30 protein-coding genes are annotated in these 26,903 nt (G+C 38.1%); 8 read left to right on the forward strand and 22 right to left on the reverse strand.

What is annotated here, in order from left to right; genetic code table 11:
• Positions 1-221: 221 nt before the first annotated feature.
• The 3 genes from AC27EF_RS11660 to AC27EF_RS11670 form a co-directional block, all read right to left on the reverse strand.
• Positions 222-761 (reverse strand): CvpA family protein, encoded by a 540-nt coding sequence (locus tag AC27EF_RS11660; protein WP_487110956.1) that lies wholly within the window; start codon positions 759-761, stop codon positions 222-224.
• Between the two features lie 13 nt (positions 762-774).
• A complete protein-coding gene (locus tag AC27EF_RS11665; RefSeq protein WP_487110957.1) occupies positions 775-1,968 on the reverse strand; it encodes a DUF5711 family protein in 1,194 nt (397 codons plus the stop codon).
• Between the two features lie 104 nt (positions 1,969-2,072).
• Positions 2,073-3,212 (reverse strand): LysM peptidoglycan-binding domain-containing protein, encoded by a 1,140-nt coding sequence (locus AC27EF_RS11670; protein ID WP_487110958.1) that lies wholly within the window; start codon positions 3,210-3,212, stop codon positions 2,073-2,075.
• Between the two features lie 156 nt (positions 3,213-3,368).
• Between AC27EF_RS11670 and yyaC the strand changes: the two genes are divergently transcribed.
• Positions 3,369-3,941 (forward strand): spore protease YyaC, encoded by a 573-nt coding sequence (gene yyaC, locus AC27EF_RS11675; RefSeq protein WP_487110959.1) that lies wholly within the window; start codon positions 3,369-3,371, stop codon positions 3,939-3,941.
• Here the strand turns inward: yyaC and AC27EF_RS11680 are convergent.
• Entirely contained in the window at positions 3,910-4,965 is a 1,056-nt protein-coding gene (locus AC27EF_RS11680) for a PTS sugar transporter subunit IIC (protein WP_487110960.1), read from the reverse strand. The two genes, yyaC and AC27EF_RS11680, sit on opposite strands and share 32 nt — an antisense overlap.
• 123 nt (positions 4,966-5,088) lie before the next feature.
• On the opposite strand from AC27EF_RS11680, the gene AC27EF_RS11685 reads away from it, so the two are divergent.
• From AC27EF_RS11685 to AC27EF_RS11700, 4 genes are all read left to right on the forward strand, one after another.
• Positions 5,089-5,352, forward strand: a complete 264-nt coding sequence (locus tag AC27EF_RS11685) for a hypothetical protein (RefSeq protein ID WP_487110961.1) — start codon at positions 5,089-5,091, stop codon at positions 5,350-5,352.
• Between the two features lie 176 nt (positions 5,353-5,528).
• Entirely contained in the window at positions 5,529-6,077 is a 549-nt protein-coding gene (locus AC27EF_RS11690) for an RNA polymerase sigma factor (protein ID WP_487110962.1), read from the forward strand.
• Positions 6,074-6,781: a DUF4367 domain-containing protein gene (locus AC27EF_RS11695; protein WP_487110963.1), complete on the forward strand. Its 708-nt coding sequence runs from the start codon at positions 6,074-6,076 to the stop codon at positions 6,779-6,781. Before AC27EF_RS11690 ends, AC27EF_RS11695 begins: the two co-directional genes overlap by 4 nt.
• Before the next feature lie 90 nt (positions 6,782-6,871).
• The gene (locus AC27EF_RS11700; protein ID WP_487110964.1) at positions 6,872-7,276 is read left to right on the forward strand and encodes a hypothetical protein; all 405 of its coding nucleotides are present in this window, start codon (positions 6,872-6,874) and stop codon (positions 7,274-7,276) included.
• A 384-nt stretch (positions 7,277-7,660) separates the two neighbouring features.
• Here the strand turns inward: AC27EF_RS11700 and AC27EF_RS11705 are convergent, their stop codons facing one another.
• The 7 genes from AC27EF_RS11705 to AC27EF_RS11735 form a co-directional block, all read right to left on the reverse strand.
• Positions 7,661-8,173, reverse strand: coding sequence for a dCTP deaminase/dUTPase family protein (locus AC27EF_RS11705; protein WP_487110965.1), 513 nt, complete (start codon positions 8,171-8,173; stop codon positions 7,661-7,663).
• 76 nt (positions 8,174-8,249) lie between these two features.
• The gene (locus AC27EF_RS11710) at positions 8,250-9,071 is read right to left on the reverse strand and encodes a delta-lactam-biosynthetic de-N-acetylase (protein WP_487110966.1); all 822 of its coding nucleotides are present in this window, start codon (positions 9,069-9,071) and stop codon (positions 8,250-8,252) included.
• A gap of 44 nt (positions 9,072-9,115) precedes the next feature.
• A complete protein-coding gene (locus AC27EF_RS11715; protein ID WP_487110967.1) occupies positions 9,116-9,805 on the reverse strand; it encodes a hypothetical protein in 690 nt (229 codons plus the stop codon).
• 87 nt (positions 9,806-9,892) lie between these two features.
• Positions 9,893-10,585 carry a 5'-methylthioadenosine/adenosylhomocysteine nucleosidase gene (locus tag AC27EF_RS11720; protein WP_487110968.1) on the reverse strand — a complete coding sequence of 231 codons (693 nt, stop codon included), beginning with the start codon at positions 10,583-10,585 and terminating at the stop codon, positions 9,893-9,895.
• 77 nt (positions 10,586-10,662) lie between these two features.
• Entirely contained in the window at positions 10,663-12,021 is a 1,359-nt protein-coding gene (locus tag AC27EF_RS11725; RefSeq protein WP_487110969.1) for an MATE family efflux transporter, read from the reverse strand.
• Complete coding sequence (locus tag AC27EF_RS11730) at positions 12,014-12,466, reverse strand: MarR family winged helix-turn-helix transcriptional regulator (protein WP_487110970.1); 453 nt, start codon at positions 12,464-12,466, stop codon at positions 12,014-12,016. Before AC27EF_RS11730 ends, AC27EF_RS11725 begins: the two co-directional genes overlap by 8 nt.
• 235 nt (positions 12,467-12,701) lie before the next feature.
• The gene (locus tag AC27EF_RS11735) at positions 12,702-13,133 is read right to left on the reverse strand and encodes a PTS mannitol transporter subunit IIA (RefSeq protein ID WP_487110971.1); all 432 of its coding nucleotides are present in this window, start codon (positions 13,131-13,133) and stop codon (positions 12,702-12,704) included.
• 283 nt (positions 13,134-13,416) lie between these two features.
• On the opposite strand from AC27EF_RS11735, the gene AC27EF_RS11740 reads away from it, so the two are divergent.
• Entirely contained in the window at positions 13,417-13,662 is a 246-nt protein-coding gene (locus AC27EF_RS11740) for a TIGR03905 family TSCPD domain-containing protein (protein WP_487110972.1), read from the forward strand.
• Between the two features lie 15 nt (positions 13,663-13,677).
• A complete protein-coding gene (gene murG, locus AC27EF_RS11745) occupies positions 13,678-14,748 on the forward strand; it encodes an undecaprenyldiphospho-muramoylpentapeptide beta-N-acetylglucosaminyltransferase (RefSeq protein ID WP_487110973.1) in 1,071 nt (356 codons plus the stop codon).
• Positions 14,749-14,861: 113 nt separating this feature from the next.
• Here the strand turns inward: murG and AC27EF_RS11750 are convergent, their stop codons facing one another.
• The 7 genes from AC27EF_RS11750 to AC27EF_RS11780 all read right to left on the reverse strand — a co-directional run bounded on the left by AC27EF_RS11750 (position 14,862) and on the right by AC27EF_RS11780 (position 22,556).
• Positions 14,862-16,091 (reverse strand): hypothetical protein, encoded by a 1,230-nt coding sequence (locus tag AC27EF_RS11750; RefSeq protein ID WP_487110974.1) that lies wholly within the window; start codon positions 16,089-16,091, stop codon positions 14,862-14,864.
• Between the two features lie 31 nt (positions 16,092-16,122).
• A complete protein-coding gene (locus AC27EF_RS11755) occupies positions 16,123-17,271 on the reverse strand; it encodes a hypothetical protein (RefSeq protein WP_487110975.1) in 1,149 nt (382 codons plus the stop codon).
• On the reverse strand, positions 17,271-17,825 hold the full coding sequence (locus AC27EF_RS11760; protein ID WP_487110976.1) for a 5-formyltetrahydrofolate cyclo-ligase: 555 nt from the start codon (positions 17,823-17,825) through the stop codon (positions 17,271-17,273). Before AC27EF_RS11760 ends, AC27EF_RS11755 begins: the two co-directional genes overlap by 1 nt.
• A gap of 96 nt (positions 17,826-17,921) precedes the next feature.
• Positions 17,922-18,827 carry a 1-phosphofructokinase gene (gene pfkB / locus AC27EF_RS11765; protein ID WP_487110977.1) on the reverse strand — a complete coding sequence of 302 codons (906 nt, stop codon included), beginning with the start codon at positions 18,825-18,827 and terminating at the stop codon, positions 17,922-17,924.
• Entirely contained in the window at positions 18,805-19,569 is a 765-nt protein-coding gene (locus AC27EF_RS11770; protein WP_487110978.1) for a DeoR/GlpR family DNA-binding transcription regulator, read from the reverse strand. Before AC27EF_RS11770 ends, pfkB begins: the two co-directional genes overlap by 23 nt.
• A gap of 184 nt (positions 19,570-19,753) precedes the next feature.
• Complete coding sequence (locus AC27EF_RS11775) at positions 19,754-21,799, reverse strand: ABC transporter permease (protein ID WP_487110979.1); 2,046 nt, start codon at positions 21,797-21,799, stop codon at positions 19,754-19,756.
• A complete protein-coding gene (locus AC27EF_RS11780) occupies positions 21,789-22,556 on the reverse strand; it encodes an ABC transporter ATP-binding protein (RefSeq protein ID WP_487110980.1) in 768 nt (255 codons plus the stop codon). Before AC27EF_RS11780 ends, AC27EF_RS11775 begins: the two co-directional genes overlap by 11 nt.
• Positions 22,557-22,731: 175 nt before the next feature.
• Between AC27EF_RS11780 and AC27EF_RS11785 the strand changes: the two genes are divergently transcribed.
• Positions 22,732-23,082 (forward strand): cupin domain-containing protein, encoded by a 351-nt coding sequence (locus AC27EF_RS11785; protein ID WP_487110981.1) that lies wholly within the window; start codon positions 22,732-22,734, stop codon positions 23,080-23,082.
• A 41-nt stretch (positions 23,083-23,123) separates the two neighbouring features.
• Here the strand turns inward: AC27EF_RS11785 and AC27EF_RS11790 are convergent, their stop codons facing one another.
• From AC27EF_RS11790 to serS, 4 genes are read right to left on the reverse strand one after another with little or no spacing between them, the layout of a single operon-like run.
• Positions 23,124-23,912 carry a histidinol-phosphatase HisJ family protein gene (locus tag AC27EF_RS11790; RefSeq protein ID WP_487110982.1) on the reverse strand — a complete coding sequence of 263 codons (789 nt, stop codon included), beginning with the start codon at positions 23,910-23,912 and terminating at the stop codon, positions 23,124-23,126.
• Positions 23,913-23,935: 23 nt separating this feature from the next.
• On the reverse strand, positions 23,936-24,949 hold the full coding sequence (locus AC27EF_RS11795) for a sensor histidine kinase (RefSeq protein ID WP_487110983.1): 1,014 nt from the start codon (positions 24,947-24,949) through the stop codon (positions 23,936-23,938).
• Positions 24,946-25,623 (reverse strand): response regulator transcription factor, encoded by a 678-nt coding sequence (locus AC27EF_RS11800; protein WP_487110984.1) that lies wholly within the window; start codon positions 25,621-25,623, stop codon positions 24,946-24,948. Before AC27EF_RS11800 ends, AC27EF_RS11795 begins: the two co-directional genes overlap by 4 nt.
• Entirely contained in the window at positions 25,610-26,896 is a 1,287-nt protein-coding gene (gene serS, locus AC27EF_RS11805; protein WP_487110985.1) for a serine--tRNA ligase, read from the reverse strand. The genes AC27EF_RS11800 and serS overlap by 14 nt, the downstream gene beginning before the upstream one ends.
• Positions 26,897-26,903: the final 7 nt, after the last annotated feature.

Below are 26,903 nucleotides of genomic sequence, written 5' to 3' on the forward strand. Positions count from 1 at the left end.
ATTTGCAACGTTCTATATATTATCACTATTTTAAATTAGTGTCAACACCTTTTTGCTATTTCAAAAAATTTAGTTTTCTCCCCACCAAACACCCCAAAATGCATCTTCTTTTTCATAATTACGCTGTGAATATCTGAAAATGTTTCTTATTATTTATTCTAAAGAAAAAACATTCCGCCTTAGAGATTTTTCATCTTTCCGACGGAATGTATCATTATCTTTTATTTGATTTTAATATTTAGCAAATCCTGAGATTGGATTTGTTGTTTCATCATCTTCTGAATTGGATTCTCCCGAACCATTTGCTGGAGCATAGGACTTCCTCCAACCGCCTGCTGATATTGTCGGTTCAAACCGACATACGGCATTAATGAAATAAAAAACAGTACAAAAGCAATCACTAAAAAACCTTTTGCCAGCCCCAAAATTCCTCCGGCTGCCCGATTGATCAATCCTACTCCCGGAATATTATTAATTTTGTTAATTATCCGAATTATAATAGAAAAAATAATTTTACACAAAATTACAATTACGGTAAAAGCTATCAAATATGCAATTTGATCTGTTAAAATCGTTCCTTGAATTTCCGGCGCATACTTAAGAACCATCCCCTGAAACGAGCCCGCACTCTGATACGCAATCGCAAAGGTTAAAATCCATGCTGCTAAATTGAGCATACTTTTTATCAGTCCTCTTCGATATCCCATAACCACCTGAAAAATTAAGTATAATCCTAAAATACCCAAAATTATTTGTCCCATATGTACTCCATTTCTACTGCACTTCTACTAATTGTGTGCTATCTTCGTACGAAAATAGATATCTGCAGTTTTTTCCTGTTGGTGAAATATTTAAAATCCTCTTTTTAAAATCTTTCTGGAACATTTCATGCCCTGTAAAATTCAAAATCGAACAATGATAATTTCCTGCTAAAATCATCTCTCCGTCATTTAGCAGCAATTTATTATATTCTGAAGAAAAATCCTTGGACATAACCTTTCGACCTGATTTACTGTAAACTCTTGCTTCATATTTATCTTTCGCTGATTTTTTCTGATTTTCAAATACAATTCCAATATGCTGATCATTAATTGCCACACTCTTTACATTTTTATCAAATGAAATCTCATTCTTTTTTGTTGGTGCTTTTCCTACTTTAAATAATATCAGCTGATTATCTCCGATTGCTGCCACAGTAGAGTCCCCCATAAACTGTATTTTCGGAATCACCGTATCTTTAAAATCAAACCCTCCGATTAACTGATCCTCTTTTTCTTCCCCTTCTTCGCCAAAATTATAAAAAGCAATCCGGCTTTTTGTATTAATTCCGTCTACTACCAAATAGCTTACTGCCAGCGTTTCTCCATCCGATGATAAATCAATGTCCAGCGGATATCCATTTTGCTCTGACGTTACCTTAATACTAACAAGCTTTTTCTTTGCAGCTTCATATAACTCAATATAATTTCCGTTCTCTCCCTGCAGATTCATTGCCACAACCCCCTGTTTGGCAACTTCCACATCGACAATTGAATACGAAGCACTAAACTTTTTCATCTGGCCCTCATCATCCAAAAGAACTGCCTCATTCCCATTTTTCGATGCCACCACAATGTAATCTCCACAGTAAGAAGCAATCGGATTATCAAAAGAGTAGGTACGATTCCATTTCTCTTTTCCATCTTTATCCAAAAAGGAAATTCCATCCTCACTGTAGCAAATGGTTCCATCTTTATATGCAAACGATTGAAAAGATTCTGTCAAATCCTTTGCAATTGATTTTACAACCTTTAATTGATGGTAAGTTCGATAGCGGTATGCAAAAAATCCGCAAATTAAAATAAATACCAATCCAATTGCCAGCCCAATTCGATACTTCTTTTTCCTCTCTCGAACAAACATCGCATTCTGGAAATTTTCATTTGAATTAATGTAAAGTGAAAATCCCGATTTCGTCTTTTGTTCCATAAGCATCCTTCCATTCCAAAACATTTTTGCTACTTGAATACACGTTATTATACCTTATCGAGCAAAGCTCGTCCAGTGCGAAGCACTTTGAGGCGATATTCTGTTTAATCTTGATTTGGAATTTTTAATTTTTGTCCGGGATAGATTTCATTCTCATTGGTCATTCCATTGACACTCTTAATTTGAGGTACTAATTTCTGAGTTCCATACATTTTTCTGCTGATGGAAACCAGTGTGTCTCCCCTTTTTACAATATAAGTCTGATAAGTTCCGGCAGCGGTCTCATTCACTGTGGTGACAGCTGTTGCAGTGGAGGATTCTGTGGCTGCGGCAGTTTGGCTCGTATTATATTCTGATGTTTTCGTTTCCTTCTGTTTTGTTGATGCTTCCGTATCTAAGGTATCCGGAATTGTTTCATCCTCCGACTCAATCTGACTGCTCACGCCTTTTCCCATTGTCTCAACTGCACCTTGCACCATCCCCTGAAAATCTATTGTCCCATCATTTTTTCCATAATAATACATTGTACCTCCGATCACGATGACCAGAGCTGCTGCCGCTGCAGATGACAGCTTTCGCACGGTTCCCTTGCGCTGACTGCTCTTTGCTTTCTGGGAAATTTTTTCACGAAATTGCTGCACAAGCTTCTCATCTCTCTTTGCTTCCATCATGTTTTCATAGGACTGTGCCTCACGGAGCTGTTGATTTCTCTCTACCAGATAATTTTGCATCATTGGATTTCGTTCATAATAAATATAGTATCCATTCTGCCTTACAAGGTCCTGTCCCCGATAAACATAAAATGCATCCTCCTGCTCCAGGTGATCTATCATATATAAAACCTTTCCCTCCCCGGGGAAATTTTCAAAATGAGTTTTTTTAATTTTATCATTTAACCGCACAGAAAATCCCATTCTTGATAAAGCCCATCCAATGACTTCAAGATCCGGAAACAGCCTGTCCTTTTCCTGATAGATTTCCCGCCAAACTTTATCATCAAACACTGCTTCTTCTAAATCAAGCTCCAGATTTTGTCCCTCGATTGCCCCGCGCACAAAAATTACCGTATCACTTCCGATATTTTTCTTCTCACCAAATAAAATTGCGCCTCTCACATATGTATTCTTATCCATTGATAATGCATTCAGAAAAGTAATCACATAATCTTCTATATATACCTTTGTATGTCCCACCGGACTCCCAATCTGCCGAATATTTTTTGGCAGCTGCTGCTCTGTCTTCACAAAAAAAGCCTCCTTTTCTTCTAATATCAAGGAGACTTTACCATAAGAATTGAAAATTTTTTATCAAACCGCGTCGAAGAATTCTAATTTTTTTCTACATACTTTTTTCTCTTTTGTATAAACTAGGAAGAGAATCTAACAATCAGGAGGATCTATATGCTGTTTTCAGAAAAAATATTCTACTACGATTCTGCACAAACTGTCGATTTTCAAAATTTTCAGAGTGATCTTAGAAATCAGATCAAGAAACGCCGTAAAAAGAGACAGCCGTTGGTGATTGTATGTATCGGAACAGATCGTGCCACCGGAGACTGTCTCGGACCTTTGGTGGGACATTATTTAATGCATCGCTCTCGTCTGTATTCTGTTTACGGCAATCTGCGTGAACCAATTCATGCGCAAAATCTGGAAGAAACAATGAAAAAAATTTATCATACGTATGAAGATCCTTTTATTATTGCCATTGATGCTTGTCTGGGATGCCAGGAACATATCGGATATATCACACTGTCTCCGATGCCTTTGTTTCCGGGACAGGGAGTTTCCAAAAAACTTCCGCCCGTCGGACATCTGTCGATCACCGGAATTGTAAATCTTATTTCTGATTCCAATGAAGAAACCATTCAAAATACCAGACTTCAAGTTGTGGTAGAGCTGGCGTCTTTCATTTCCTCCGGTATCGAAACGTCAATCGCCATTAAATCTCAAGCTTCATATCCCCCGATTTAATCATACCAGTACGGCGCATTGCTTCTGCGATAAAATAGGTTAAAAATGCCGGGGCAATAATATACATGATTAAGATCATAATTGCCACAGTTACTGGTGATTTTCCCTGTCCGATCATTGTTTTATATGCCATCATTGGCCCCACAAATCCAGCCGTTCCCATACCGGATCCAATTGCATTATTTGTCATCTTCAACAATACCGTAGAAATCGGGCCGAGAATCGCACTGGTAAGCACCGGAGGAATCCAAATCCATGGCTTTCTCACAATGTTCGGAATCTGAAGCATGGAAGTTCCAATTCCCTGTGCCAACAGCCCTCCAACCCCGTTTTCCCGAAAACTTGCCGCCGCAAATCCTATCATCTGAGCACAGCATCCGACCGTCGCAGCCCCCGCTGCAATTCCGGATAAATTCAAAATAACCCCCAACGCCGCGGAACTAATTGGCAGTGTCAGTGCCATTCCCATCAAAACAGAAACAACCATTCCCATAACCAACGGCTGCTGCTCCGTTCCCCAGAGAATCCACTCTCCAAACTGTCTCATCATTTGGGATATATATGGTCCCACCGTAATCCCGACAATTCCTCCAGTTAAAATTGTAGCCATAGGACTCAAAATAATATCCAGTTTTGTACGTCCTACAAAGAAACGCCCCACTGCAATGCCTGCATAAGCTGCCAGAAACGCTCCCAGAGGCTCACCGGGACTCGATAAAACGATGGTTCCCTTGACAAGAATCGAGCCTTTTACCAATTCTGACGAAAACGCTCCTATCATTCCTGCACTTGCTGCCGAAGCGCATACCAGCGCAGACTCCCCCAATTTGCCGGCTACACCAACTCCAATGCCTGCTCCGGTAAGTATTTTTGCAATGGTCGCCATCAAAACAATGGTATTTCCGACATCTCCTCCAATCAGTCTGCCCGCCTGTTCTAAAACTGTACCTATAATCAAGGTAGAAAATAATCCAATTGCCATTCCTGACAAACCATCCAAAAACAATCTTTTCAATAATTTCATGAATTTCTCCCTTTTTCTTCTTTTTTTTAGTATAACACATCAAATGTGCTTTACAAGAAACAAAAATACTTCTATACTAAATCCAAAGAAGTATTTATCTATGGTTTGAAAGCAGGAATTTATATGTTTCGGATGTGGGGAAAAATTTTTTATGAAAATCGTTTGCAAAAGGATACTGTGATCTCAATTGATAATGACCTCAATCGTACCCGCAAAGTTTATCAGGCTTTGGAGGAAATCTGTTATGAATTTGATCTCTCAAAACCTCTCTGGCTGGAAAATAACAAGCAGGAATTTCTTCTCCATGCAAAAACTCGTTTCACAAAAGACAGTTTTGTAGAGGATATTGATTTCGATTTTCTTGAAATTCAAGTCATCGAAGAATGACAAATATTTTATGACCGCTCCGTCATGAGCTTTGAAAAACGCAGTGACGAAACTGTCCCATTATTTTCATTTTTTTCTTTGAAATCATTTACAGAGTGACGGAATTTTATTATACTTAAACTACATGGTAAACATCTTGTCCACATGAGTTATACTACCATTTGAGGAGTTGTTTTATGAAAGGACAGCCATCAGGCCCCTCCGGGAGGCAAATTACACAATACATAGCTCATTTGTATCAGGAATACTCCAGCAGATTATATTGTTCGGCGTTTCAGTATACTTCCAATAAGAGCACTGCTGAAGATGCCGTACAGCGAGTATTTGAAAGGGTACTTCTTTACCCCACAGCAGTTTTAAATGTACCGGAAGATGAAGCTCTTTTCTTTCTCTTTGCAATTCTTAGAAATGTCATGAGAACGATTGCTTCGGAAGAAGAGAAAAATGCTCATCTGCCTTTAAACTATGAAGATGGCTTAGAATCCTATGATCTGGCAGACCCGGAAGATGCATATCTCCGTTTTATCAATCTTCAATCTACCAAAGATAAACTCTCAAAATTGAAACCAGAACTTTGCGACATTATGATTTTTCATTATGTATATGGTTTTAAAAACCGTGAGATTGCAGATATGTTTCGTATCTCGGAACGCGCTGTAAAGAAAAGGATATCTGTAGCCAAAAAGGAACTTAGGAAAATGTTTCGGAAAGAGGACTTTCTATGAGTGATCAGGATAAAAAAATCGTCGGCGAGCAAGAAAAACTTTTAGATCACATCATCGAATATGGTGGCCGGCAGTACATAGATGATGAGATTAAAAAATGTGAAGATGTTCCAGAACTGGAACCCTCCAAAGAATTTGATGAGAAGATGAATCGGATGTTCAAAGAAGCTTACAAAAAGGAAGCCAGAAAAGAGAACATGCGGTTCGGAAAAAAAATAGCGGTAATTTTAGTTGCCGTCATTGGTGTGGGATCTGCTGCAGCTATGAATATTCAAGCTGTGCGGGAACCTGTATTAAATTTTGTCTTTAATAAAAACAGCAATGGCAGCAAAACTAAAGTTAATGTCCAAGAAAATTCTAAAGAAAAGATTAATTTTATTTTTGGATATATGCCAGATGGATACAAATGTACCAAAAAGCAATATCTATATAAAGAAAAACAACAGATTTATAAATATGAAAATTCAAAAATTAATGACTACATTTATATAAAGATTCAAACCGATCAAAAGTACGATAGTTATACTAATTTAATAAACGATGGTTACTCTGAAATTACAAAAAATTCTAAATCCTACTATTGCATAACTGGCGATAAAAACCGTCTTTTATGGTATCATAACAAAAGTATTTTTAATATTATTTCCTCCTTATCCGAAGATGAGATGATTAAAATTGCCCAAAATATAAAACTAGCGAAATAAGTTTTAGTAAGACCTTTTTAGGTCTTATTTTTTTCCTCCTTTCTATCCGGAAACTGTTAAGAGCACAGTAAGGATGGAAAGGATTTTTTTATGAAAAGACTTCGTAAAGCAATTGCTCTCTGTTCTATTTGCGCAATTACATTTGTTTCCTCTGTTTCTTCCGCTTCCGCTGCAGATAGCTGGGCAGGATTTGAGGATGTAACAATCGGTCTGTCCTTTGAAACATTAGGAGAAGCTGTTTTTTATACCAGTGTTATTCCAAGCAAAGATTCCTACTATTCTAAAATTACAATGAAGCTCCAGCGCTATTCCGGCGGCTCCTGGCATACTCTGACTAGCGGCACACATGGTGATACCAGTATTCATGGATATAGCCGAAGTTATTTCGTTTCCAAAGGCTATACTTACCGCGTACATAGCACCGTAACAATATATAAGTCCAAAGGCGGAGCTAAGGTAAACAGCGATACCTTTACCTATAAAAGAAAATACTAATATCTTTGACATCATTTAACCAATTATTTTAAGATCCTTACTCGTCAAAACTTTTCACACAGGCAGGTTTTCCTGTCTTTTTGACGTTTTTTAGAAATTTTTACACTTTCCCCACATAAAAATCTCTTATTTCAAAAAAAATTTTAATTTTTTTTGAAATTTGGTTCCCTTTTTTCCGAAAAAATCGGTTTACTAAGTGTAAGAGAGATTGAGTGATAAATTATTATCACAACAGAAACTATTAATAACATAAAATTAACAAACCCTTGCCCTATAGTTCCCAAAATATAAGGTTTAGGGAGGGCCACTAAAAAATATCTCATTATATCCAATCTCTCTTACATAAAAGGCCGGAGTCCCCCCAAGACTCCGGCCGATTCTATCTTATTTGGTTGTACTTCCGAAACCACCGTTTCTCACCTCAGTGACTTCATCATCAATGGTAATTCCATACTGCATAAAAATTCCCTGTACCATTCCCGTACCTTTGGCTACAGAAACTTTTTTCCCTTCATTGCTGTCATTGGTCAATTTAACAAAAATGTGCCCCTCATTATCGGAATAAAAATAATCACTATCAATAATTCCAACTGTATTATTCATCTGGAGCCGGAATTTAAATCCCAGACCGCTCCTCGGGAAAATATTCAACACCCAATTCTCCTCAATAAATACCCGGATTCCTGTAGGGATCTTGATCGTCTCTCCCGGAGCCAAAGAAAAATCAATCGGACTGAAAAAATCATATCCGGCAGATCCTTTTGTAGCCCTTCGAGGCAGCAAAATCTGATCATAAATTTCCTGAATCATCTCCTGTGAAGCATCTGGAAATGTATCCTTCCAATCCAATGCAAACTGTTCCAAACTCACTTTATGAAATTGCGCAATTTTATTCATGCTTTCTCCTGTCATATATCTTCGTTGATACTCTATTTTGTTCCAGTACTGATTCTACCAAACAAGTAAAAGTCTTTCAATAGTCTGCTAATTTTTTCAGGGAACGGAATTCATACTTTTCCTTTTTTAAATTTTTAATCACTGTATCAAGAGCCTCTGCATTGGACTGGGATACATTGTGCATCAAAGGAATCGCTCCGTTATGTATATAGTCCTGAAAATGCTTGATTACATAGTCCTTTCCCGGCTGTTTGTTCACATCAAAATCAACATATGCCATACTCCAAAAGATGGTTTTATATCCCATTTTTTGTGTGAGCTTTAATGTATTTTCATTATACTCTCCCATGGGAGGACGAATAAAAGGGTCCATTTCATACCCGGTTTTCTCTTTACAAAACTCTGCACAGTCGATTAGTTCCTGTTTATTATCCCGATCAGACAGAGACGGCATACTCTTATGATGTACGGTATGATTTCCAACCACATGCCCCTCTTTTTTCATTCTTTTCACCAGTTCCGGTTCCTCACGAATAAATGGTTTTGTCACAAAAAACGCTGCAGGAACTTTATTTTTCTTCAAAACATCCAAAATTTTCGGCGTAAAGCCATTTTCATAGCCACAGTCAAAGGTCAGGTAAACACATTTCTTTTTTCCGGGCTTTGGGTCTGCATAATATGCGTCATATTCAGAAAGGTCAATTTTATCGGAAACTTCCGGGACCTTATGATCTTCATTTCTCTTCAGCCACCAACGTTGAGTTTCCGTTGCTCCCTCACTAACCGTCTCCTCCACCTGTTCTTTTTTCACTTCGGTATTCTGCACCTTCTGCTGCCTGGAACAGCCTCCAAGCATCAGTACACCTGCCGTAGCCACTATGATGATCGTACGCTTCATATACAAATATCCTTTTTTCTTATTTTATTAAGGATCTCCGCAATTTATAAGTCATTGATAAAATCTTTCAAAGTTTGTATGTCCTCCGGCGTCAGAGAAAGCTCCTTGGCACTGGCAATTTGCTCCCAATGCCCGGCAATCTGCCGTGTTTGTTCTTTCTCTTTCTCCATCTGTTTCCCTTTTTGAACTTCCTCACATTTGACCCTGCTTTGTTTGGATAAATTCTTGTCGATTCGATTTGGCAGCACATTCTCCAAATAATAAATAAGATTCATCCGAATCATCCTTTTCATATGATCCATTCTCGTTAAATAATCCAACATAAAAATTCCGATTCCAAATGCAGCGCTTAAAATCAGACTTCTTCCCCAGAAATTAATATCTGTATTCATTGAAATCCCCCGAATTGCACCGATACAACCAAGAAGAACACAAAGAATTCCGCAAAATCCCGGTATTTGCTCCAAAAGCATCGAATTTATCCCCAGAATCTTATGGGCTTCAAAATACTTATCCACAATACAGCCTGCATTTTTCACATTTGCATTCAGCGTGTAATAATTTTCAAATTTCTTCTTTAAGGTTCCAATCCAGGAACGCTTCGGCCTGTCCATATTTTCCGTTGACACAAATAGTCTGTGATAATTTCTCCAGACAAGCAATTTCACAGCCACTGCAATAAAAACCGAAGCCATTAGCCCCTGAATAAAAAAAGTTTCTCTTAACATCTCCATATCACTATCTCCTTTTATAATTCTTTGTATCCTAATTATAAAAGTAATGACATCGAAACTTAAGAGAAACCCTCCTACAAAGTTAGACTAAAGTCTGTCTAAAATTCCAAAAATAAGCCGAACAATGTGTTTAATTGCCGCTTTTTCAAATTCTTCGTAACTTCCTGCCGCTTCCTGGTCCGCTTTGTCGGAAATTGCGCGCACAATGAGAAACGGAATTTCATTTAAATAGGCTGTCTGAGCCATTGCGGCTCCTTCCATCTCTGCACAATAGCCGTCAAATTGGCGAATAAGCGCATGTTTTGTTTCATTATCCGAAATAAATTGATCTCCGCTCACCACTCTTCCAACATAACAATGAATCTCAGGATTTACTTTCTCACACGCTTCTTTTGCAACAGTCACCAGATTTTGATCTGCCTGAAAATACGATGTATCCATTCTTGGAATTTCTCCCTTTTGATATCCAAATATCGTGGCATCCACATCATGCTGAACAGCGTCACCGGAAATGACAATATCTCCGATTTCAATATCTTTATAAAGTCCTCCTGCTACGCCTGTGTTGATCAGATGTGTAACTTCAAAACAATCTGCTAAAATCTGTGTGCATACCGCCATATTGACCTTTCCGATTCCGCTCCGAACAACCACCACCTGCTTTCCCTGCAGCTCTCCTTGATAAAAATCCATTCCTGCCCGATGGGTGATTTTTTTCCGATCCATGGCCTCAATCAGCTGACTGACTTCTTCTTCCATTGCACCAATAATACCAATCATTCCTGTTTTCTCCTATTCTATCATTTAAATTCAGTTTAGAGGAAATTCACATACTTGTCAATTTTCCTGTCACTGATTTAAGAAATCTGACGCAGCGCTTTGCGGAATTGAAAAAAGAACAAAATTGCTGTAAAGGTCACTGCAAGAACATCTGCAATTGGTTCTGCCATATAGACTGCTCTCGTTTGATTTTCTCTCATAATCTGCGGCATAATATAAATCAAAGGAATGAGAAGAACAAATTTTCTCATAACAGCCACAATAATCGAAGCTTTTGCATTACTCAAAGAAGTAAATGTCATTTGACATGCCAATTGAATTCCAAATAAAAGGGCTGCAGCCATATAAATTCTCAAAGCAGTTTGTGTAAATTGCAGCAATTCGCTGTTGGATGTGAAAATTGCGGCAAATCCTTTTGGAAAGACCATAACAAAAAGCCATAAGAGAGTAGAATAAAACATACTTACTTTCAACAGCAGCTTATATGCATCCTTTACCCTCGTTACCTGCTTGGCTCCGTAATTATAACTAATGATCGGCTGAGCGCCCTGACCCAATCCCTGAAGCGGAAGCATTGCAAACTGCATAACACTGGTTAAAATCGTCATAGCCCCCACCGCCACATCTCCCCCATATTTTAAAAGAGAAGAATTAAAGCAAATTGAAATGATACTCTCACTTGCCTGCATAATAAAGACAGAAACGCCGAGAGCTAAACTCGGCAAAATAATTTTTGCTTCTAACTTCAAATATTTCTTTTTAATCTTCAAATGACTTTTCTTTCCAAATAGGAAGCTAAGAACCCATATGCAGGACATAGCCTGTGACAAAACGGTGGCTAAAGCAGCGCCTCTTACCCCCATTCCGAAACCGAAAATAAAAATCGGATCTAAAATAATATTTACCACTGCTCCAATTAATACAGACAGCATTCCTGTCTTTGCAAATCCCTGTGCTGTAATAAAAGCATTCATTCCCAAAGTTAATTGAACAAAAATGGTTCCTATTGCATAAATGTTCATATATGCTACGCCATACTCAATGGTATTGGCACTGGCTCCAAAAGACATTAAAAAGCTTCGATTCCCAATGAGAAGAATTACGGTTAAGAGTGTGGATACGAGAATCTGCGTACAAAAACAGTTGCCCAACGTCTTTTCCGCAGACGCATGATCTCCCTTTCCCATAAAAATTGTTGCTCTCGGCGCTCCTCCGTTACTTACCAAAGCGGCAAACGCCGATACAATCAAAATTAAAGGCATACATACACCCACACCGGTCAATGCCAATGCACCCACCTTCGGAATATGACCAATATAAATTCGATCCACAATATTGTAAAGCATATTAATTAATTGCGCTGCCACCGTAGGAAACGCCAGCTTTGCCAAAAGCTTTCCTACCGGCTCTGTACCTAAAAAATCTCGATCATTCATTTTCTTCCCCTTTCAGTCCCTGCAGTGTATTGCTCAGAATTTGACTGTTGACTTTAAAATATAGTTCCAGCTCATCTTTTGAGATTCCATGAAAAATTTTTCGCTCATATCGTTCTTTTGCAAGATCAATCTCTGCTGCCATATCTTTTACAGAATCTCTCAATCCAAGATGAACTTTTCTTCGATCCTTTTGATCCGGTATTCGATACAATAACCCCTTTTTAATCAAACTTTCAACTGCTTTTGAAATATTTCCCTTAGGAAGCATTCTAAGTTCCGCAATATCTGCCGCCGTATCTTTTTCCGGATTGTTATAAAGAAAACTGATAATTTTAATTTCCATATGAGAAAGCTGATGATCCCTTCGGACCTTCTCGATGCATTGATCATATAGTTTTTCCAGTCCTCGTATCATCAACAGCATATCCGTTGTCCTTACCAACACTATCATTCCTCCTTCTAAATACTTTCTTTTAAAACAGTTATAATTATAACCAGTTTACATTTTATTATAAGGAATTCTATGTAATTGTCAAGATTACCTGTTTCTTCTCACAGTGGACAAAGCCTCCTCCAACTGCCGCATTCTGCCGAGCATTTTATGATATATGATAAAAAAAATCCACAGCTTCTGAATTTTTTTCCAAAAGCTGTGAATGTCTTGCTTCCTTTTCTGATTTTTAAACGTCTGCAAGGATATCTAGTACCTTTTGTTTGGATTCTGCCGTCCGCAGTTCTTCCACCTTATCAAGATCAGAGCAGGTAATTGCCAATTTTGCTAAAATGTCCAGATGTTCGTCATTGACGCCTGCGATTCCAATCACAATATACGCATCTTTTCCATCTCCGAAGCTGATTCCCTCCGGTACCTGAAGAAAGGAAACACCGGACGCTTTAATATATTTTTCAGATCCTGCAACACCATGAGGAATTGCCACTCCATTTCCAATATAGACGGACACTTTTTCATCTCGCTCGATCATAGCGTCAATATACTCCGGCTCTACACATCCTCTGTCAATCAACATCTGACCTGCTGCTTTAATTGCCTCTACCTTATGATCAAAACTCTGATTTAGTAAAATACTGTTTTCGTCAAATACCTTGCCCATTTACTGTACCTCCCATTTTTTCTTACGAATATCAATGAATCTTTTCGTATATAATTTTACCATGAGATATTTTTTTGTGCTAGATAAAACACCGATATATTTGTCAAAAAAGATTATGACAAAATTTTCTTTCCCTCATTTCATAGTGCTGCGCACTGGACGAGCTTCGCTCGATAAGGTATACCCTCTGGGGCACTCGTAAATACATAGTGCTGCGCACTGGACGAGCTTCGCTCGATAAGGTATACTCTTATTGTATTGATACAGTTACAGGAGGATTTTTATGTTATACAAAACAAAAGGTACTTGTTCTAGTGCAATTGAATTTGAAATAGAAGATGGCATTTTAAAGGATATTCGTTTCGTCGGAGGATGCCAGGGAAATACTACCGGCGTGGCAGCATTGGCCAAAGGACTTCCAGTTGAAGAAGTCATTGACAAGCTGTCCGGCATTCAATGTGGTTTCCGCGGTACATCCTGCCCGGACCAGTTGTCCAAAGCTCTGATGGAATACAAAAAAAATCAATAGGCAGGTGAAAAAGGAATGAAACGTATTATATTAACCGGCGGCGGAACCGCCGGACATGTGACACCAAATATGGCTTTGGTTCCCAAATTAATTGATGAAGGTTATGATATTTCTTACATTGGATCTTATGATGGCATGGAAAGAAAGCTAATCGAGGATATCGGAATTCCTTACTATGGAATATCTTCCGGAAAACTCCGCCGTTACTTTGATCTGAAAAATTTCACAGATCCTTTCCGTGTGATCAAAGGATTTTTTGAAGCAAAGAATTTGCTGAAAAAGCTAAAACCACATGTTGTCTTTTCAAAAGGAGGCTTTGTTACCGTCCCGGTTGTAATAGCTGCAAAAAAACTTCAGATTCCGGTAATCATTCATGAATCTGATATGACCCCGGGTCTTGCCAACAAATTAAGTATTCCAAGCGCCAGTAAAGTTTGCTGTAACTTTCCTGAAACCATTCACCACCTACCCGAGGGAAAAGCGGTTTTAACCGGCTCTCCCATTCGCGAAGAATTATTTCAGGGCAGCAGGGAGGAGGGACTGCGCCTGTGTGAATTTGACAGCCAAAAACCCGTCCTTTTGATTATTGGAGGAAGTCTCGGTTCCGTTGCCATCAACCGTGCTGTTCGAGATCATTTAGATCCGTTGCTTGAAAAATATCAAATCATTCATTTGTGCGGTCGAAAAAACCTGGATTCCGGTCTCCTCAATCGAAAAGGTTATCAGCAATTTGAATATGTAAAAAAAGAATTAAAACACTATTTTGCGTGCGCAGATGTGGTTATCTCCCGCGCCGGAGCCAATGCGATTTGCGAGCTTCTTGCTCTGCGCAAACCAAACATTCTCATCCCCCTTGGCTTGGATGCCAGCCGCGGAGATCAGATTTTAAATGCAAAATCCTTTGAAAAACAAGGCTACAGCTATGTTCTTCAGGAAGAAAATGTAACCGGCGATACACTGTTAAATGCCGTCAATACCGTTTATGAACATCGTCAGGATTACATTCATACAATGAATCAAAGCAAACTTGCCAATCCTATTGAGACCATTGTAAATCTTGCCAATCAGCTTTCCTCCGGAATTTAATTCTTTGAATAAATAAAGCAGAGCAGTTCTTTCTACCCTGAACTTGCTCTGCTTCATTATTATATTTGATGAAATACAGCTAAACCTGCACGTATTTTGACTGGAAAGCATCCTTACTTATATTTTATTTTATACGTTCCATTGGTTTTTTTACTGATTTTTGATACACGAATCTTATAAGTGCAAATTTTTCGCGGAAGTTTGAACGTCTTAGAACGTTCTCCTGCTAATCTTACGATCTTATATGGCTTTTGACTCCCTTCCTTATAGATTTTAAATTGAAATCCTCCTTGGTTCGCTGACACAGTAAATTTCAATTTTCTCTGTTTTTTCTTTGTTGTCACAGAAACCTGATGCCATCGAGCCGCTTGCTCTCCCGTCGTATAAAGATTGGAAATTGTTTTTCCAACATTCAGATTTTTAGCTTTCGATGCTTTATAAGATACCTTTTTTTTGACTGCTGTTCGATCACACAAAACAAAAACGCCCTGTTTTGTATCTGATTTCAACATCAAACGATAGCTGCCCGGAGAAAGACCATACATTACATTGGCTCCATCTCCTGATACAAACCGTTTTTTTCCGATTTTCTTCCATGTACCGTTACTCTTTTTCTGCAGATACATCTCTGCTTTTCCGGCATTTCCATCGATCGTCTGCAGGGTCAGACACACACGGGATCTTCTTTTCACCTGAAATGCATGTCTGGTAAAATTTCCGGTTCCTTTTTGAATCTTCACCGCTCCATTTTTTAAACTCTGAAACTGATTTTCCAAAACGCAGGCTGTGATGATACCCTCCTTTGCATTGGCAGGAAATTCTACGTAAAAGTATTCTCCGGCTCTGGCATCCACTTTTACAAATCCTGTTGAAGGAATTCTTTGGATATAGCTCATATTCTGGTCATAAAGAACACCATTTTTTTCATTATCTGCTGTCATCATCAAAGACAGGGCACCCGATTCCACAACCTTTACTTTAATTTTGTAAGGAGCGGAAAAATACGTCTGATTATAATACTTGACTCCGCTGATCAGCATATATTTCATTGCTTCCTCAATCCCAGCAAACTTATACGCCTTTATCTCCTTTAGATTCCACTCTTCCGGTTCTGTTTTTCTGGCAGATGAGATATTCTTTCCACTCTTTGACATTTCCATTATCTCTTTTGAAGACCACATCTGCTCCTCTGCTTTTACAGGCTTCGCGGTAAAAATCACAGACAATGTCATTACAAAAATTATGATACTGCTCATGATTGAGACTCTATATCCAAATAGGATTCGTGAATTCATAAGGCTGCGCAATAGACAGGCTTTGCTGGATAAATTGATTTTTTTCATACTCAGTCTCCTTTCCTACCTCCATGAAAGACTAATAATATCCAATTTCATAAATGCCATTGGTATCATTTGTTAACTTTGATACTTTAATATAGTAAGTTCCCCTCTTTTTTGGCAGCTTCACTATTTTTTCATTGATATTGCTCTTAACCTTGACAGTTCTCACCGGCTTCTTTCTTCCTTTTCGGTAAATTGTAAACCGATATCCTCCGGACACCGTATCTTTTCCAAAGCTCAATTCTCTCCTGTTTTTCTCAGCCTTTGCCTGAATCCGATACCATCTGGCTGCTTTTTCTTTCGATGTATAAAGATTATAAATATTTTTTTCCAATTTTATAACGTTTGCTTTTGACTTTTTAAAAGAAACCTTTTTCTTGACTGTCATTTTAGAATAAGAAGCTGATACCAGCTGTCTCGTCCCCGATCTCAATGCCATCCGATATCTTCCGGAGGCTAATCCATAAACAAAGCTATCATCCTTTGAACTATAATTTAATTTTACTTCAGATGCGATCTTCTTCCATCTGCCGTTTGTATATTTTTCCAAAAATACTTCGGTTGCCCCTCCGTTTTTCAGCAGTGAAGAAATTGTAATTTCCACAGCCGACCGTTTGGAAACAGAAAACGGATGATATGTAAACGCTCCCGTTCCTGCCTGATAATAAGTATTCTCTGCCTTCATAGCCCCAAAGCTTTCTTTCATAACCGCAGGCATCAAAATAATATGATTCACTTTTTCCGGCATTTTAACATAAAATACTTCTCCGACTTTCACCCTTGTGCTATATTTCATATCATCGTCTTTTGTTGATCTGGCCAACACCTTTTTCTTCGTTTTGTCATACAGCACCACATCTGTTTGATCCTCATTCTCCGATAAAAGCACAAAATACCCGGAGTCTACAATCTGAATTTTTACCATCCGATCCGATTTCTTAAAATTCTTATTAAAATATTTCATCCCTCCTGACAAAAGATACCCGTCATATTCATCAGAGGAATCAAACTGATATGCCTTAATTTCCGCAGGATTCCATTCTTCCGGCTGTATATACCTTGTTTGCTTTTCTTCCAAAAAATGACGCTCGCCGGCTTTCACCTCTGTTCCTGTCCAGATTATCCCAAAGGATAATCCTGCCGCCATCAAACAAACTACTGCTCTTTTTACGATCCTTTTCATTACAGCATTTCCCCCTCTTTTTCAAAAATCACCCGATCCATCTGCACATCATATTTCTCTGTCGGTATTTCCTCCATCATCAGAGTCCGAAAACATAACAGTACTTTAGGAAACTTTGCTTTCTCCAGAAAACGATCATAATATCCCGCACCATGTCCCAAACGATGTCCCTGACGATCCGCACTGACACAGGGGATGATTCCAAGATCAATCTCTTCTTTCCCGATTACAGGGCAATCTTTTGCAGGCTCCATAATTCCATAAGCCCCCTTTTCTAATTGTTCTAAACGATGAATCTCCCTTACTTCCATCCTTCCTTTTCCAATACATCTCGGCACCCCAACTCGTTTTCCCACCTCCAGTGCATGGGCAATCAACGGCCATGTATTCACTTCCTCCAGCGTACTTACATAACAAAAAATTGTTTTTGCCTTCTGATATTCTGAAAGTTCTGCTGCCTGTTTTAAAATGGATTGCTGTGCAATTTCCCGACGGATTGGATCGAAACCTCTTTGACGCTCCCGAATCAGTATTCTGATCTCTTGTTTTGTCATCTTTGCCCCTCCAAACTCTCTTTATATTAAAATAAATCTGACATTGCTACCAGATTTATTCTAACATAAAGATATTATCTTCCTATTAAATTTTTCTTACAATTTATGATATAATTCCATGATTTTTTCACCGGTGGCAAGATCTTCCGAAAATGCACTGGCACTTCCCGCCGCAGTTCCCATTTTCAGTGCTTCTTTGTAATCTCCTCCGCTTTGAAGATAACCGGTTAAAAATCCCGCAACCATAGAATCTCCCGCTCCCACAGAATTTTTCACTTCCCCCTTTGGACAAGGCGTCACATAGACATCACCGTCCTCAGTAATCAAAATGGCTCCGTCTCCTGCCATTGATACCAAAACATTTCTGGCGCCCTTCTCCTGCAGTTTCTTCGCATATTCAATGATCTCTTCCTCGTTTTTCAGTACAACTCCGAACATCTCTCCCAACTCGTGATTATTTGGTTTAATCAAAAACGGATGATATTTTAGTACATTCAGTAATAAATCTTTCGTTGCATCGACAGCAATTTGAATTTTCTTTTTCTGTAGCCGATCCATAATCCGCTCATAAATGTCTTCCGGAAGACTTGCCGGGATACTTCCTGCCAAAACCAGAAGATCTCCGTCCCGAAGCTCATAAAGCTTTTGAAACATCATCTCCAGTTCATCTTCATGAATGATCGGTCCCATTCCGTTAATCTCACTTTCTTCCCCGGATTTAATTTTCACATTAATTCTTGTCATTCCTTCCCGCAGTTTAATAAACTCCGGTTTAAATCCTAAGTTTTTTGCTCCTGCTTCGATTGCGTCTCCGGTAAATCCCGCAATAAACCCAAGTCCGGTATTCTCCATTCCAAGATTGGACAACACCCTCGATACATTAATTCCCTTTCCCCCACAATAAACGTCTTCTTTTATCGTACGATTTACCGTACCCAGAGTCAGATCATCCACTTTTATCACATAATCGATTGCCGGATTAAATGTTACTGTATAAATCATGAATTACCTCCTGTAAATTTTCTAAGTTCTTATATTTTTCATTTGTCAGATCATCTGTAAGAATCAATGCATCCTGTAAATCTGCAAACGTAACAGCTGAAATTTTATCAAACTTGCTATGGTCAGCCAGAATATAAGCGTTTCTGCACTTTTTTATCGCACTCCTTTTGACAGCGGCTTCTCTGAAATCCGGCGTTGTCATTCCATGTTCAAGATCAACGCCGTTGGTTCCGAAAAATCCCCTGGTAAAATTATATTTCTCCAAATGTTCCATTGCTTCTTCACCGACAATTGCTTCGGTTGCCGGTTTGATTTCTCCGCCAATCAAATGTACCTCAAAACCTTTGTTCATTAGCTTTCTGGCATGTGAAATACCATTGGTTATATAAACTGCATTTGGTTCCTTTAAATAGTCTGGCAGCATCTCTGTCGTTGTTCCTGCATCAAGATATACCAAATCTCCTGCTTCAATCAATCTTGCCGCATACTCTGCAATCCTTCGCTTTTCATGGAGATTTTTCTTTGATTTTGCAATGACAGCTTCTTCTCTTAACAATACAGACTTGCGTGCCGTTGCCCCGCCGTGAACCTTTGTTAGGAGTCCTTTTTGATCCAACTCTGTCAGATCTCTTCTTATTGTGGATTCCGACGTTCTCAGCCGATTCGTAAGCTCAGTCACAGTGACTGACTGCTGTGCTTTCACAATCTCTAAAATTTTTTCAAATCTTTCCTGCGGCAGCATACATTCACCTCATTTCTCTCCCTTTCAGTATATCACGTTTTCAGTCAAAGTCAATCATTTTCTTTCATTTTCAGTCACTTGTAGAGAACGCAGTTCCTATATCACAACAAGCCCGCGGAGCATTTTATAATAGAAAAAGAGACGTGCAGCACTGATATTTTGCACATCTCTCTAAAAATAAATTTTATTTTCCCTTCAGCATACTTTTACTTCCAAAGTAAGTGGCAAGCATATAACCTCCGTAAATAATTAAAACGGTAATAAGAGATTTCATTACCGCACTGGTAATATCCATATGTCCTAATGTGGAAATTAAGCTGGAGGCTGTTGTAATCCCCACATAAGAGTGAACCAGCGCAAGGCTTAGAGGAATCAGAAAATAGATTATAATTTGTGCTTTGATAGAACCATAAACCATTGTTTTCGGCACACCGATTTTATCCAGTAGCTGATATTTCTCAATATTGTCCGCATTCTCACTTAATTGCTGCAATGCCAGAACAGCAGCGCAGGTAATCAGAAATACCAATCCGATGTACACAGCAACATAAGTCACCATTGTACTTAGTCCTGTGTTTGACACATAAACATTCTCTCTTGAAATAGAAGTTGTAAATGGTTTTTGTTTTTCCAGACCATAAGTTTTTTCCAGCTGTTCATCCATTTGCTTTGACACTTTAGCTCCATTTGATTTCCAATTGATGCTTACATAAGTTGTGATCGGATGCAGACCCAGCTTTTCAATCCATACATCATTTACAATGACAGTTCCGGCATCATATTTTCCTGTGGATATAAAATATGTATCCTCCAGCAGCTGATACTTTAAATCAAACGTTTCCTTTCCGAAATGCAGCTTTTGACGATCTTTGACCGCCTGCTGCATCATTTCAATCAAATTACTGTAGTTGCAGCTCAATGCATATTGATGATCCTTCAATGTCAACGGTTTCTTTCCTGTCACTTTACGAAATTTATTGTAGTCCGATAATCTCACAAAGCTGATCGGCACCTTATATAATTCTTTCATCTGCGTTTTCGGAAAATCTGCCAGCTCCTCCCTTCCCTTCATAAATTCTTCCATGGTATATTTAGATTTTGTCATATCACTTGTATCAGAAAACAGCATGACTGGCACAATGTCTTTGGCATCTTTTGTCAAATCAATACCGTCTTTTTTTAATTGCTGCGTCAAATAATCAGGATTCTTCGTTTCCTCCTGTTTTGTCTCGTAATCATAAAATCCATAATCGAACTTTGTAACATCTTTCAAATCACTTTTTACAGTTGCTGCCATGCCTGTTCCTGTGGCAAACGCACTGATTGCCAAAAACAGCATCAGGCAAAGCATTGTCATTGATACGAAAGCCGTTGTAATTTTGGAGTTGATCTGGCGCAGAACAAACATATGAAGTCCCCGATAGTAAAATGCTTTATTGCTTTTGGCAAGACGCAGCAGAAATCCGGAGAGCGATAAGAAAAATAAAAAGGTTCCTGCAATTCCCAGCAAAATACTCATCCAGAAATTCAGATCGGCTTCCAGCATTCCGTTTTCAATGATCAAGTGATATGCCCAGCCGATGCACAATGCCGAAATGATAAACATCACAACAGAAAACCATAAATGATTGACTTTTAATTTTTGATTCTTTTTCGCAGAATTTATCAGATCAATCAATTTATACTTTGAAATTGAAATTCCATTAAAAATCATTACAATGATGAAAATAATCGCAAAATACAAGATAGTTTGAAAAAATGCATCTGTGGAAAAAACAAATCCAAATTCCTTCATTTGTACGGAAAACATTTTTGCCGTCAGCACTGCCAGTCCCTGAGATAGAAAAACTCCGGCTGCCAATCCCACAATCAAAGCAAAGATTCCGATAAACATTGTTTCAATGATCAGAATTTTTGATACTTGCCCCTTCTCCATTCCAAGAATTAAATAGATCCCCATCTCTTTATGTCTGCGCTTCATCAAAAATTGATTGGCATAGATAATCAAAAATCCCAGAATCACTGCTATGAAAACAGATATTCCATTAATCATAGATGACAAAAGCTCCATCATAGATCTCTGACTTTCATTAATTTTTAAAACCGCCTGCTGTGACTGAATGGAATTAAACATATAGAATAGACAGATTCCGAAGGTTAATGTGAGAAAATAAATAGTATAATCCCGAATACTTTTCTTTACATTACTAAATGCAATTTTAGAATACATTGGTACTGTCACCTCCCAGCAGAGTCACAACTTCAATAATCCGATCAAAAAATTGTTTTCTGGAATCCTGTCCTCTGATCAACTCATTAAAAATTTTCCCATCCTTAATAAATAAAATTCTTTTGCAATAACTTGCAGTAAATGCATCGTGGGTAACCATTAAAATCGTAGCCCCCAGCTCGACATTCATTGTATCCATGCTGTCCAGCAGCATCCTTGCCGATTTACTGTCCAGGGCTCCTGTGGGCTCGTCTGCCAAAATAATCGAAGGATTGGATATCATTGCCCTGGCACTGGCAACTCTTTGTTTTTGACCTCCGGACATTTGGTACGGATATTTCTCGAGAATTTCTGTAATCATTAATTTCTCTGCAATAGATCGAACTCTTTCATCAATCTCTCTTGCGGGGATTTTCATAATTGTCAATGCAAGTGCTATATTTTCGTACGCAGTTAAGGTATCTAAAAGATTAAATTCCTGAAAAATAAAACCTAATTCTTCTCTTCTGAATTTTGACAGATGTTTTCCTTTCAGTTTTGTGATCTCCATACCGTTAATGTAGATATTTCCCGCGGTAACCCGGTCAATTGTGGATATACAGTTGAGCAGCGTTGTTTTTCCGCTTCCTGATGCTCCCATAATGCCGATAAATTCTCCCGGTTCCACATCAAAACTAATTCGGTCTACTGCTTTTGTTAAATTTTGTCTGTTTCCATAATACTTTTCAATATTTTCTACTTTTAATACAGGGTTCATTTTTTTCATCTCCTTATCAGTATTCCTTTCAGCTGTCTTTATCTTACCATTGAATTCTTCCTTCTTCCATCGAACTACCTTACGGAAATCTTACACTTTTGTCATCTTTTCATTTGCTATTCCGATAAAAAGATACTATACTAATTTTATGGCATCAAAAAAGGAGGAGAATTTCATGTATTTAAAAAAAGAAGATGTACTTACAGAAACATTAAAAAGCGCCAATGGATGTGAAACCCCGATTCAAAAAGTAAGTTTTCTGACAGAAGCGGAAATGAAAAACAGCAGCCGCCTTTTTGGCAAGGTGATTGTCCCTCCGGGTTGTTCTCTTGGCTATCATATGCACGAGGGAGAAGGAGAAGCCTATCACATTCTTCAGGGCAGCGCTCTCTACAATGACAATGGCACTACTTATGAAATTCACGCAGGTGACACAACCTTTACAGCCAGCGGTTCTGGGCACGCCATCGAAAATATCGGCGATGATGATCTGATTTTTATTGCTCTTATTTTACTAGATCAGTAAATCAGACGCCGGAACAATTCCGGCGCCTGATTTTAATTTTTCTATGAAAAGGAATGAAATCTGGGTTCCATCCGATCAAATGTATAGATTCCTCCAAATCCGATTTCTTTTAAAATCTCTTCGCTTTCTTTTATGTGATCTCCAATGCGGTCTGCATTATGAGCATCAGAACCGATCGTAATGATTCTTCCCCCCATGTCATAATATAACTCCAGTATTTCTCTGGATGGCATCAAACTCTTTAATTGATAGGCAAAACTGGATGTATTGAGTTCAATGCCCTTTCCATCTGCAATAATTACTTCAAAGATTTCTTCAATTAAATCTCTGATCTCATCAAATGCGATTTCCCCTTTCAGATCATAACGTTTCACAACATCCAAGTGCCCCAGAATACTATAGTTCTTATAAATCTTGGCTACATCTAATATTTCCTGATAATATCTTCGATTGTATTCTCTTTGCGTTTTGCCTTTTTGAACCTGCTGCCGGCAAAATTCCTGATTTTCCACTTGATGGCAGGAAAAAATCACAAAATCAAACGGATACTTTGAAAATATATTTTCGTAATAATCCACCGTGTGAACTTGAATTCCAAACTCAATTCCCGTTTTCAACGCAATCTTCTCTTGATACTTTTTCTTCATACGATCCATTTCTTCAAAATAAGCATCGTAGTCACAGTTAATTACCGTCGGAACCCCGTAATCCACGTGTTCTGTAAAACACAATTCATCCAGTCCCAACTCGATTGCTTTTTGAATTTCCTTCTCCATAGGAAAATCTGTATCATCACTAAAATGCGAATGCACATGATAATCTGCCAACATCTTTCAAAACCTCCAATATTATTTTAACTTAAAAATGTCATAGAATTTCTTGGAAATCCTATTCTTACGGTCGTTCCGGTACCTTCTTCCGATTCAATTTCAAATTGAATTCCCAATTTCCTGCATAGATTTCTGCACAAATATAATCCCATTCCTGTAGATTTCTTATAAACTCGCCCCGTAGCACCAGTGTACCCTCTTTCCATAACTTTTGGCAAGTCTTTCTTAGAAATCCCAATTCCATTATCTGAAATTTCTAAAATAACAGTTTCTTTTTCTTCTCTGCCAGAGAAACGAATCATTGGTTTCTGATCTCTTCGATATTTGACAGCATTGATTATAATTTGATTTAAAATAAACTCTATCCATTTTTCATCACTGAAAATAGAAAATTCCAACTCCTCTTTTTCTACTTTTACCTTTTCCCGAATCATTCTTTTGGCATTTGACCGAATTGCCTGATCTACAATTTGATGTAAATCTAGCTGTTTTACCATATAATCTTTTTCTGCACTGGTACTTCTGGCATAATAGAGTGCCTGATCTAAATAGTAATCTACCAGAGCAATCTCTTCCTCCAAGGCCTTTGCTGTTTCAAGGGAAGCATTTTCCAGAATTAGTTTTTCTGCTGCCAGCGGAGTCTTAATCTCATGAATCCACATTTCTACATACTCCCGGTAAGCAGAAGACTGATTTTTATACTTTAAAATCTCATCATTCATTGATTTATTACACTCAATCAAACAGTCATACAATAACACACCTTCTAAAAAATCTGGCTCTTCAATTAAACCCGAAATAATATTTTTCTTCTCTAAACGTCCTTGATTTTTCTTTAATTGACTGTAAAACTTATGCTTTCTGCAAAAATTATATCCCATTGCAAAGATAAAAAAAATTCCCTGTATGCTAATCACATAGATTGTTGCAAACGCATTGATCCCAAATCCGGTCAACATAAGACTAAATACAAGAATAAAAAGCATTTCCAGCAGCAAAATCATTTTTTGATCCCACAAGTACTCTTTCAGACTCATATCATATATCCTCTTCCTCGTTTCGTCTGAATAAAATCATTCAGTCCAACAGCTTCCAGCTTTTTTCTGACACGGTTGACATTGACCGTCAATGTGTTATCGTCAACGAACTCATTGGACTGCCAAAGACTTTCCATCAATGCATCTCTGCTGACAATCGTTCCCTTCTTCTGCATCAATGTACACAGTATTCTCATTTCATTTTTGCTAAGTTCGATCTCCTGTTCGTCATAACACATTGTACTTTTTTCAGGAAAAACTTTTAATCCTTGATACTCTATCCCCTGATCTTTTGCCTTTTTCATCGTTCTTTTTAGCAGTGAAGAAATTCTTGCCAGTAAAATCTGTGTGTTATATGGTTTGGTAACAAAATCATCTGCTCCAATATTCATACTCATTAACTCATCCATTTCGCTGTCTCTGCTTGTGACTACAATGATCGGAACCTCCGATTGATTTCTGATTTCTCTGCATATATAATACCCATCATAAACAGGCAGATTGATATCTAACAATATCAAATCTGCCTGTTCCTCTAAGCAGCATTGAACAACGTTTTCATAATCCGTTACTGCCTTTGCCTCATAATTATATTTTTCCAGAAATTTACACAACTCAATCTGAATCGGTTCATGATCTTCTACAATTAGAATTTTTGCTCTATTTCTGTACATTGATTGTTTCCATGCCTCCCATATATGGTTTCAATGCTTCCGGAATTCTAACAGAACCATCTTCCTGAAGATTATTCTCTAAAAATGCAATCAGCATTCTCGGCGGAGCGACCACTGTATTATTCAGTGTGTGGGCAAAATAGTTTCCATTTTCCCCTTTAACCCGAATTTTCAGTCTTCTTGCCTGTGCGTCTCCAAGATTGGAACAGCTTCCAACTTCAAAATATTTCTTCTGTCTCGGAGACCATGCTTCCACATCGACAGATTTTACTTTCAGATCTGCCAAATCTCCAGAGCAGCATTCTAAGGTTCTTACCGGTATATCCATAGAACGGAATAAATCTACTGTGTTTTTCCACAATTTTTCATACCATTCTTTACTTTCCTCCGGTTTGCAAACAACAATCATCTCCTGCTTTTCAAATTGATGAATTCGATAAACGCCTCTCTCCTCGATTCCATGAGCTCCTTTTTCTTTGCGGAAACACGGAGAATAACTTGTCAGTGTCTGAGGAAGATTTTGTTCTTCTAAAGTAGTATCAATAAATTTTCCAATCATAGAATGCTCACTGGTTCCAATTAAATATAAATCTTCTCCTTCGATTTTATACATCATGGCATCCATTTCATCAAAACTCATAACACCGGTTACTACATTGCTCCGAATCATAAACGGCGGGACACAATACGTAAAACCGCGTTCAATCATAAAATCCCGGGCATAGGAAATAACTGCAGAATGTAATCTCGCAATATCTCCCATCAAATAATAAAATCCATTTCCTGCTACTTTTCTGGCGCTGTCCAAATCAATTCCATGAAATTTTTCCATAATTTCTGTATGATAAGGTATTTCAAATTCTGGAACAACAGGTTCTCCGAATTTTTCAAGTTCCACGTTTTCACTATCATCTTTTCCAATCGGAACAGAAGGATCAATAATATTAGGAATGACCATCATAATTTTCTGAATTTGCTCTTCCACATTCTTTTCTCTTACACTTAATTCTTCGATGCGATCTGCCTGAGAAGTTACCTGTTTTTTTACTTCTTCTGCCTCCTCTTTTTTCCCCTGCCCCATCAGCGCGCCAATCTGTTTTGATAATTTATTTCGATTTGCCCGCAGAGCCTGAACTTCCTGTTTAATTTCTCGGTTTTCTTTATCCAGTTCAATTACTTCATCTACCAATGGCAGTTTTTGATCTTGAAATTTGTTTTGGATATTTTGTTTTACTACTTCTGGATTTTCTCTTAAAAATTTAATGTCTAACATAATTTCC

The sequence above is a fragment of the Anaerostipes stercorihominis genome, from assembly GCF_057535655.1.

Coding starts and splice junctions, on each gene's coding strand:
- AC27EF_RS11780 (WP_487110980.1), bottom strand. CDS start 22,556: ATGAACCCTGTATTAAAAGTAGAAAATATTGAAAAGTATTATGGAAAC.
- yyaC (WP_487110959.1), top strand. CDS start 3,369: ATGCTGTTTTCAGAAAAAATATTCTACTACGATTCTGCACAAACTGTC.
- AC27EF_RS11695 (WP_487110963.1), top strand. CDS start 6,074: ATGAGTGATCAGGATAAAAAAATCGTCGGCGAGCAAGAAAAACTTTTA.
- pfkB (WP_487110977.1), bottom strand. CDS start 18,827: ATGATTTATACAGTAACATTTAATCCGGCAATCGATTATGTGATAAAA.
- AC27EF_RS11755 (WP_487110975.1), bottom strand. CDS start 17,271: ATGAAAAGGATCGTAAAAAGAGCAGTAGTTTGTTTGATGGCGGCAGGA.
- AC27EF_RS11740 (WP_487110972.1), top strand. CDS start 13,417: ATGTTATACAAAACAAAAGGTACTTGTTCTAGTGCAATTGAATTTGAA.
- AC27EF_RS11665 (WP_487110957.1), bottom strand. CDS start 1,968: ATGGAACAAAAGACGAAATCGGGATTTTCACTTTACATTAATTCAAAT.
- AC27EF_RS11750 (WP_487110974.1), bottom strand. CDS start 16,091: ATGAAAAAAATCAATTTATCCAGCAAAGCCTGTCTATTGCGCAGCCTT.
- serS (WP_487110985.1), bottom strand. CDS start 26,896: ATGTTAGACATTAAATTTTTAAGAGAAAATCCAGAAGTAGTAAAACAA.
- AC27EF_RS11720 (WP_487110968.1), bottom strand. CDS start 10,585: ATGATTGGTATTATTGGTGCAATGGAAGAAGAAGTCAGTCAGCTGATT.
- AC27EF_RS11685 (WP_487110961.1), top strand. CDS start 5,089: ATGTTTCGGATGTGGGGAAAAATTTTTTATGAAAATCGTTTGCAAAAG.
- AC27EF_RS11785 (WP_487110981.1), top strand. CDS start 22,732: ATGTATTTAAAAAAAGAAGATGTACTTACAGAAACATTAAAAAGCGCC.
- murG (WP_487110973.1), top strand. CDS start 13,678: ATGAAACGTATTATATTAACCGGCGGCGGAACCGCCGGACATGTGACA.
- AC27EF_RS11690 (WP_487110962.1), top strand. CDS start 5,529: ATGAAAGGACAGCCATCAGGCCCCTCCGGGAGGCAAATTACACAATAC.
- AC27EF_RS11795 (WP_487110983.1), bottom strand. CDS start 24,949: ATGAGTCTGAAAGAGTACTTGTGGGATCAAAAAATGATTTTGCTGCTG.
- AC27EF_RS11660 (WP_487110956.1), bottom strand. CDS start 761: ATGGGACAAATAATTTTGGGTATTTTAGGATTATACTTAATTTTTCAG.
- AC27EF_RS11710 (WP_487110966.1), bottom strand. CDS start 9,071: ATGAAGCGTACGATCATCATAGTGGCTACGGCAGGTGTACTGATGCTT.
- AC27EF_RS11725 (WP_487110969.1), bottom strand. CDS start 12,021: ATGAATGATCGAGATTTTTTAGGTACAGAGCCGGTAGGAAAGCTTTTG.
- AC27EF_RS11715 (WP_487110967.1), bottom strand. CDS start 9,805: ATGGAGATGTTAAGAGAAACTTTTTTTATTCAGGGGCTAATGGCTTCG.
- AC27EF_RS11705 (WP_487110965.1), bottom strand. CDS start 8,173: ATGAATAAAATTGCGCAATTTCATAAAGTGAGTTTGGAACAGTTTGCA.
- AC27EF_RS11800 (WP_487110984.1), bottom strand. CDS start 25,623: ATGTACAGAAATAGAGCAAAAATTCTAATTGTAGAAGATCATGAACCG.
- AC27EF_RS11680 (WP_487110960.1), bottom strand. CDS start 4,965: ATGAAATTATTGAAAAGATTGTTTTTGGATGGTTTGTCAGGAATGGCA.
- AC27EF_RS11790 (WP_487110982.1), bottom strand. CDS start 23,912: ATGTTGGCAGATTATCATGTGCATTCGCATTTTAGTGATGATACAGAT.
- AC27EF_RS11735 (WP_487110971.1), bottom strand. CDS start 13,133: ATGGGCAAGGTATTTGACGAAAACAGTATTTTACTAAATCAGAGTTTT.
- AC27EF_RS11775 (WP_487110979.1), bottom strand. CDS start 21,799: ATGTATTCTAAAATTGCATTTAGTAATGTAAAGAAAAGTATTCGGGAT.
- AC27EF_RS11770 (WP_487110978.1), bottom strand. CDS start 19,569: ATGCTGCCGCAGGAAAGATTTGAAAAAATTTTAGAGATTGTGAAAGCA.
- AC27EF_RS11760 (WP_487110976.1), bottom strand. CDS start 17,825: ATGACAAAACAAGAGATCAGAATACTGATTCGGGAGCGTCAAAGAGGT.
- AC27EF_RS11700 (WP_487110964.1), top strand. CDS start 6,872: ATGAAAAGACTTCGTAAAGCAATTGCTCTCTGTTCTATTTGCGCAATT.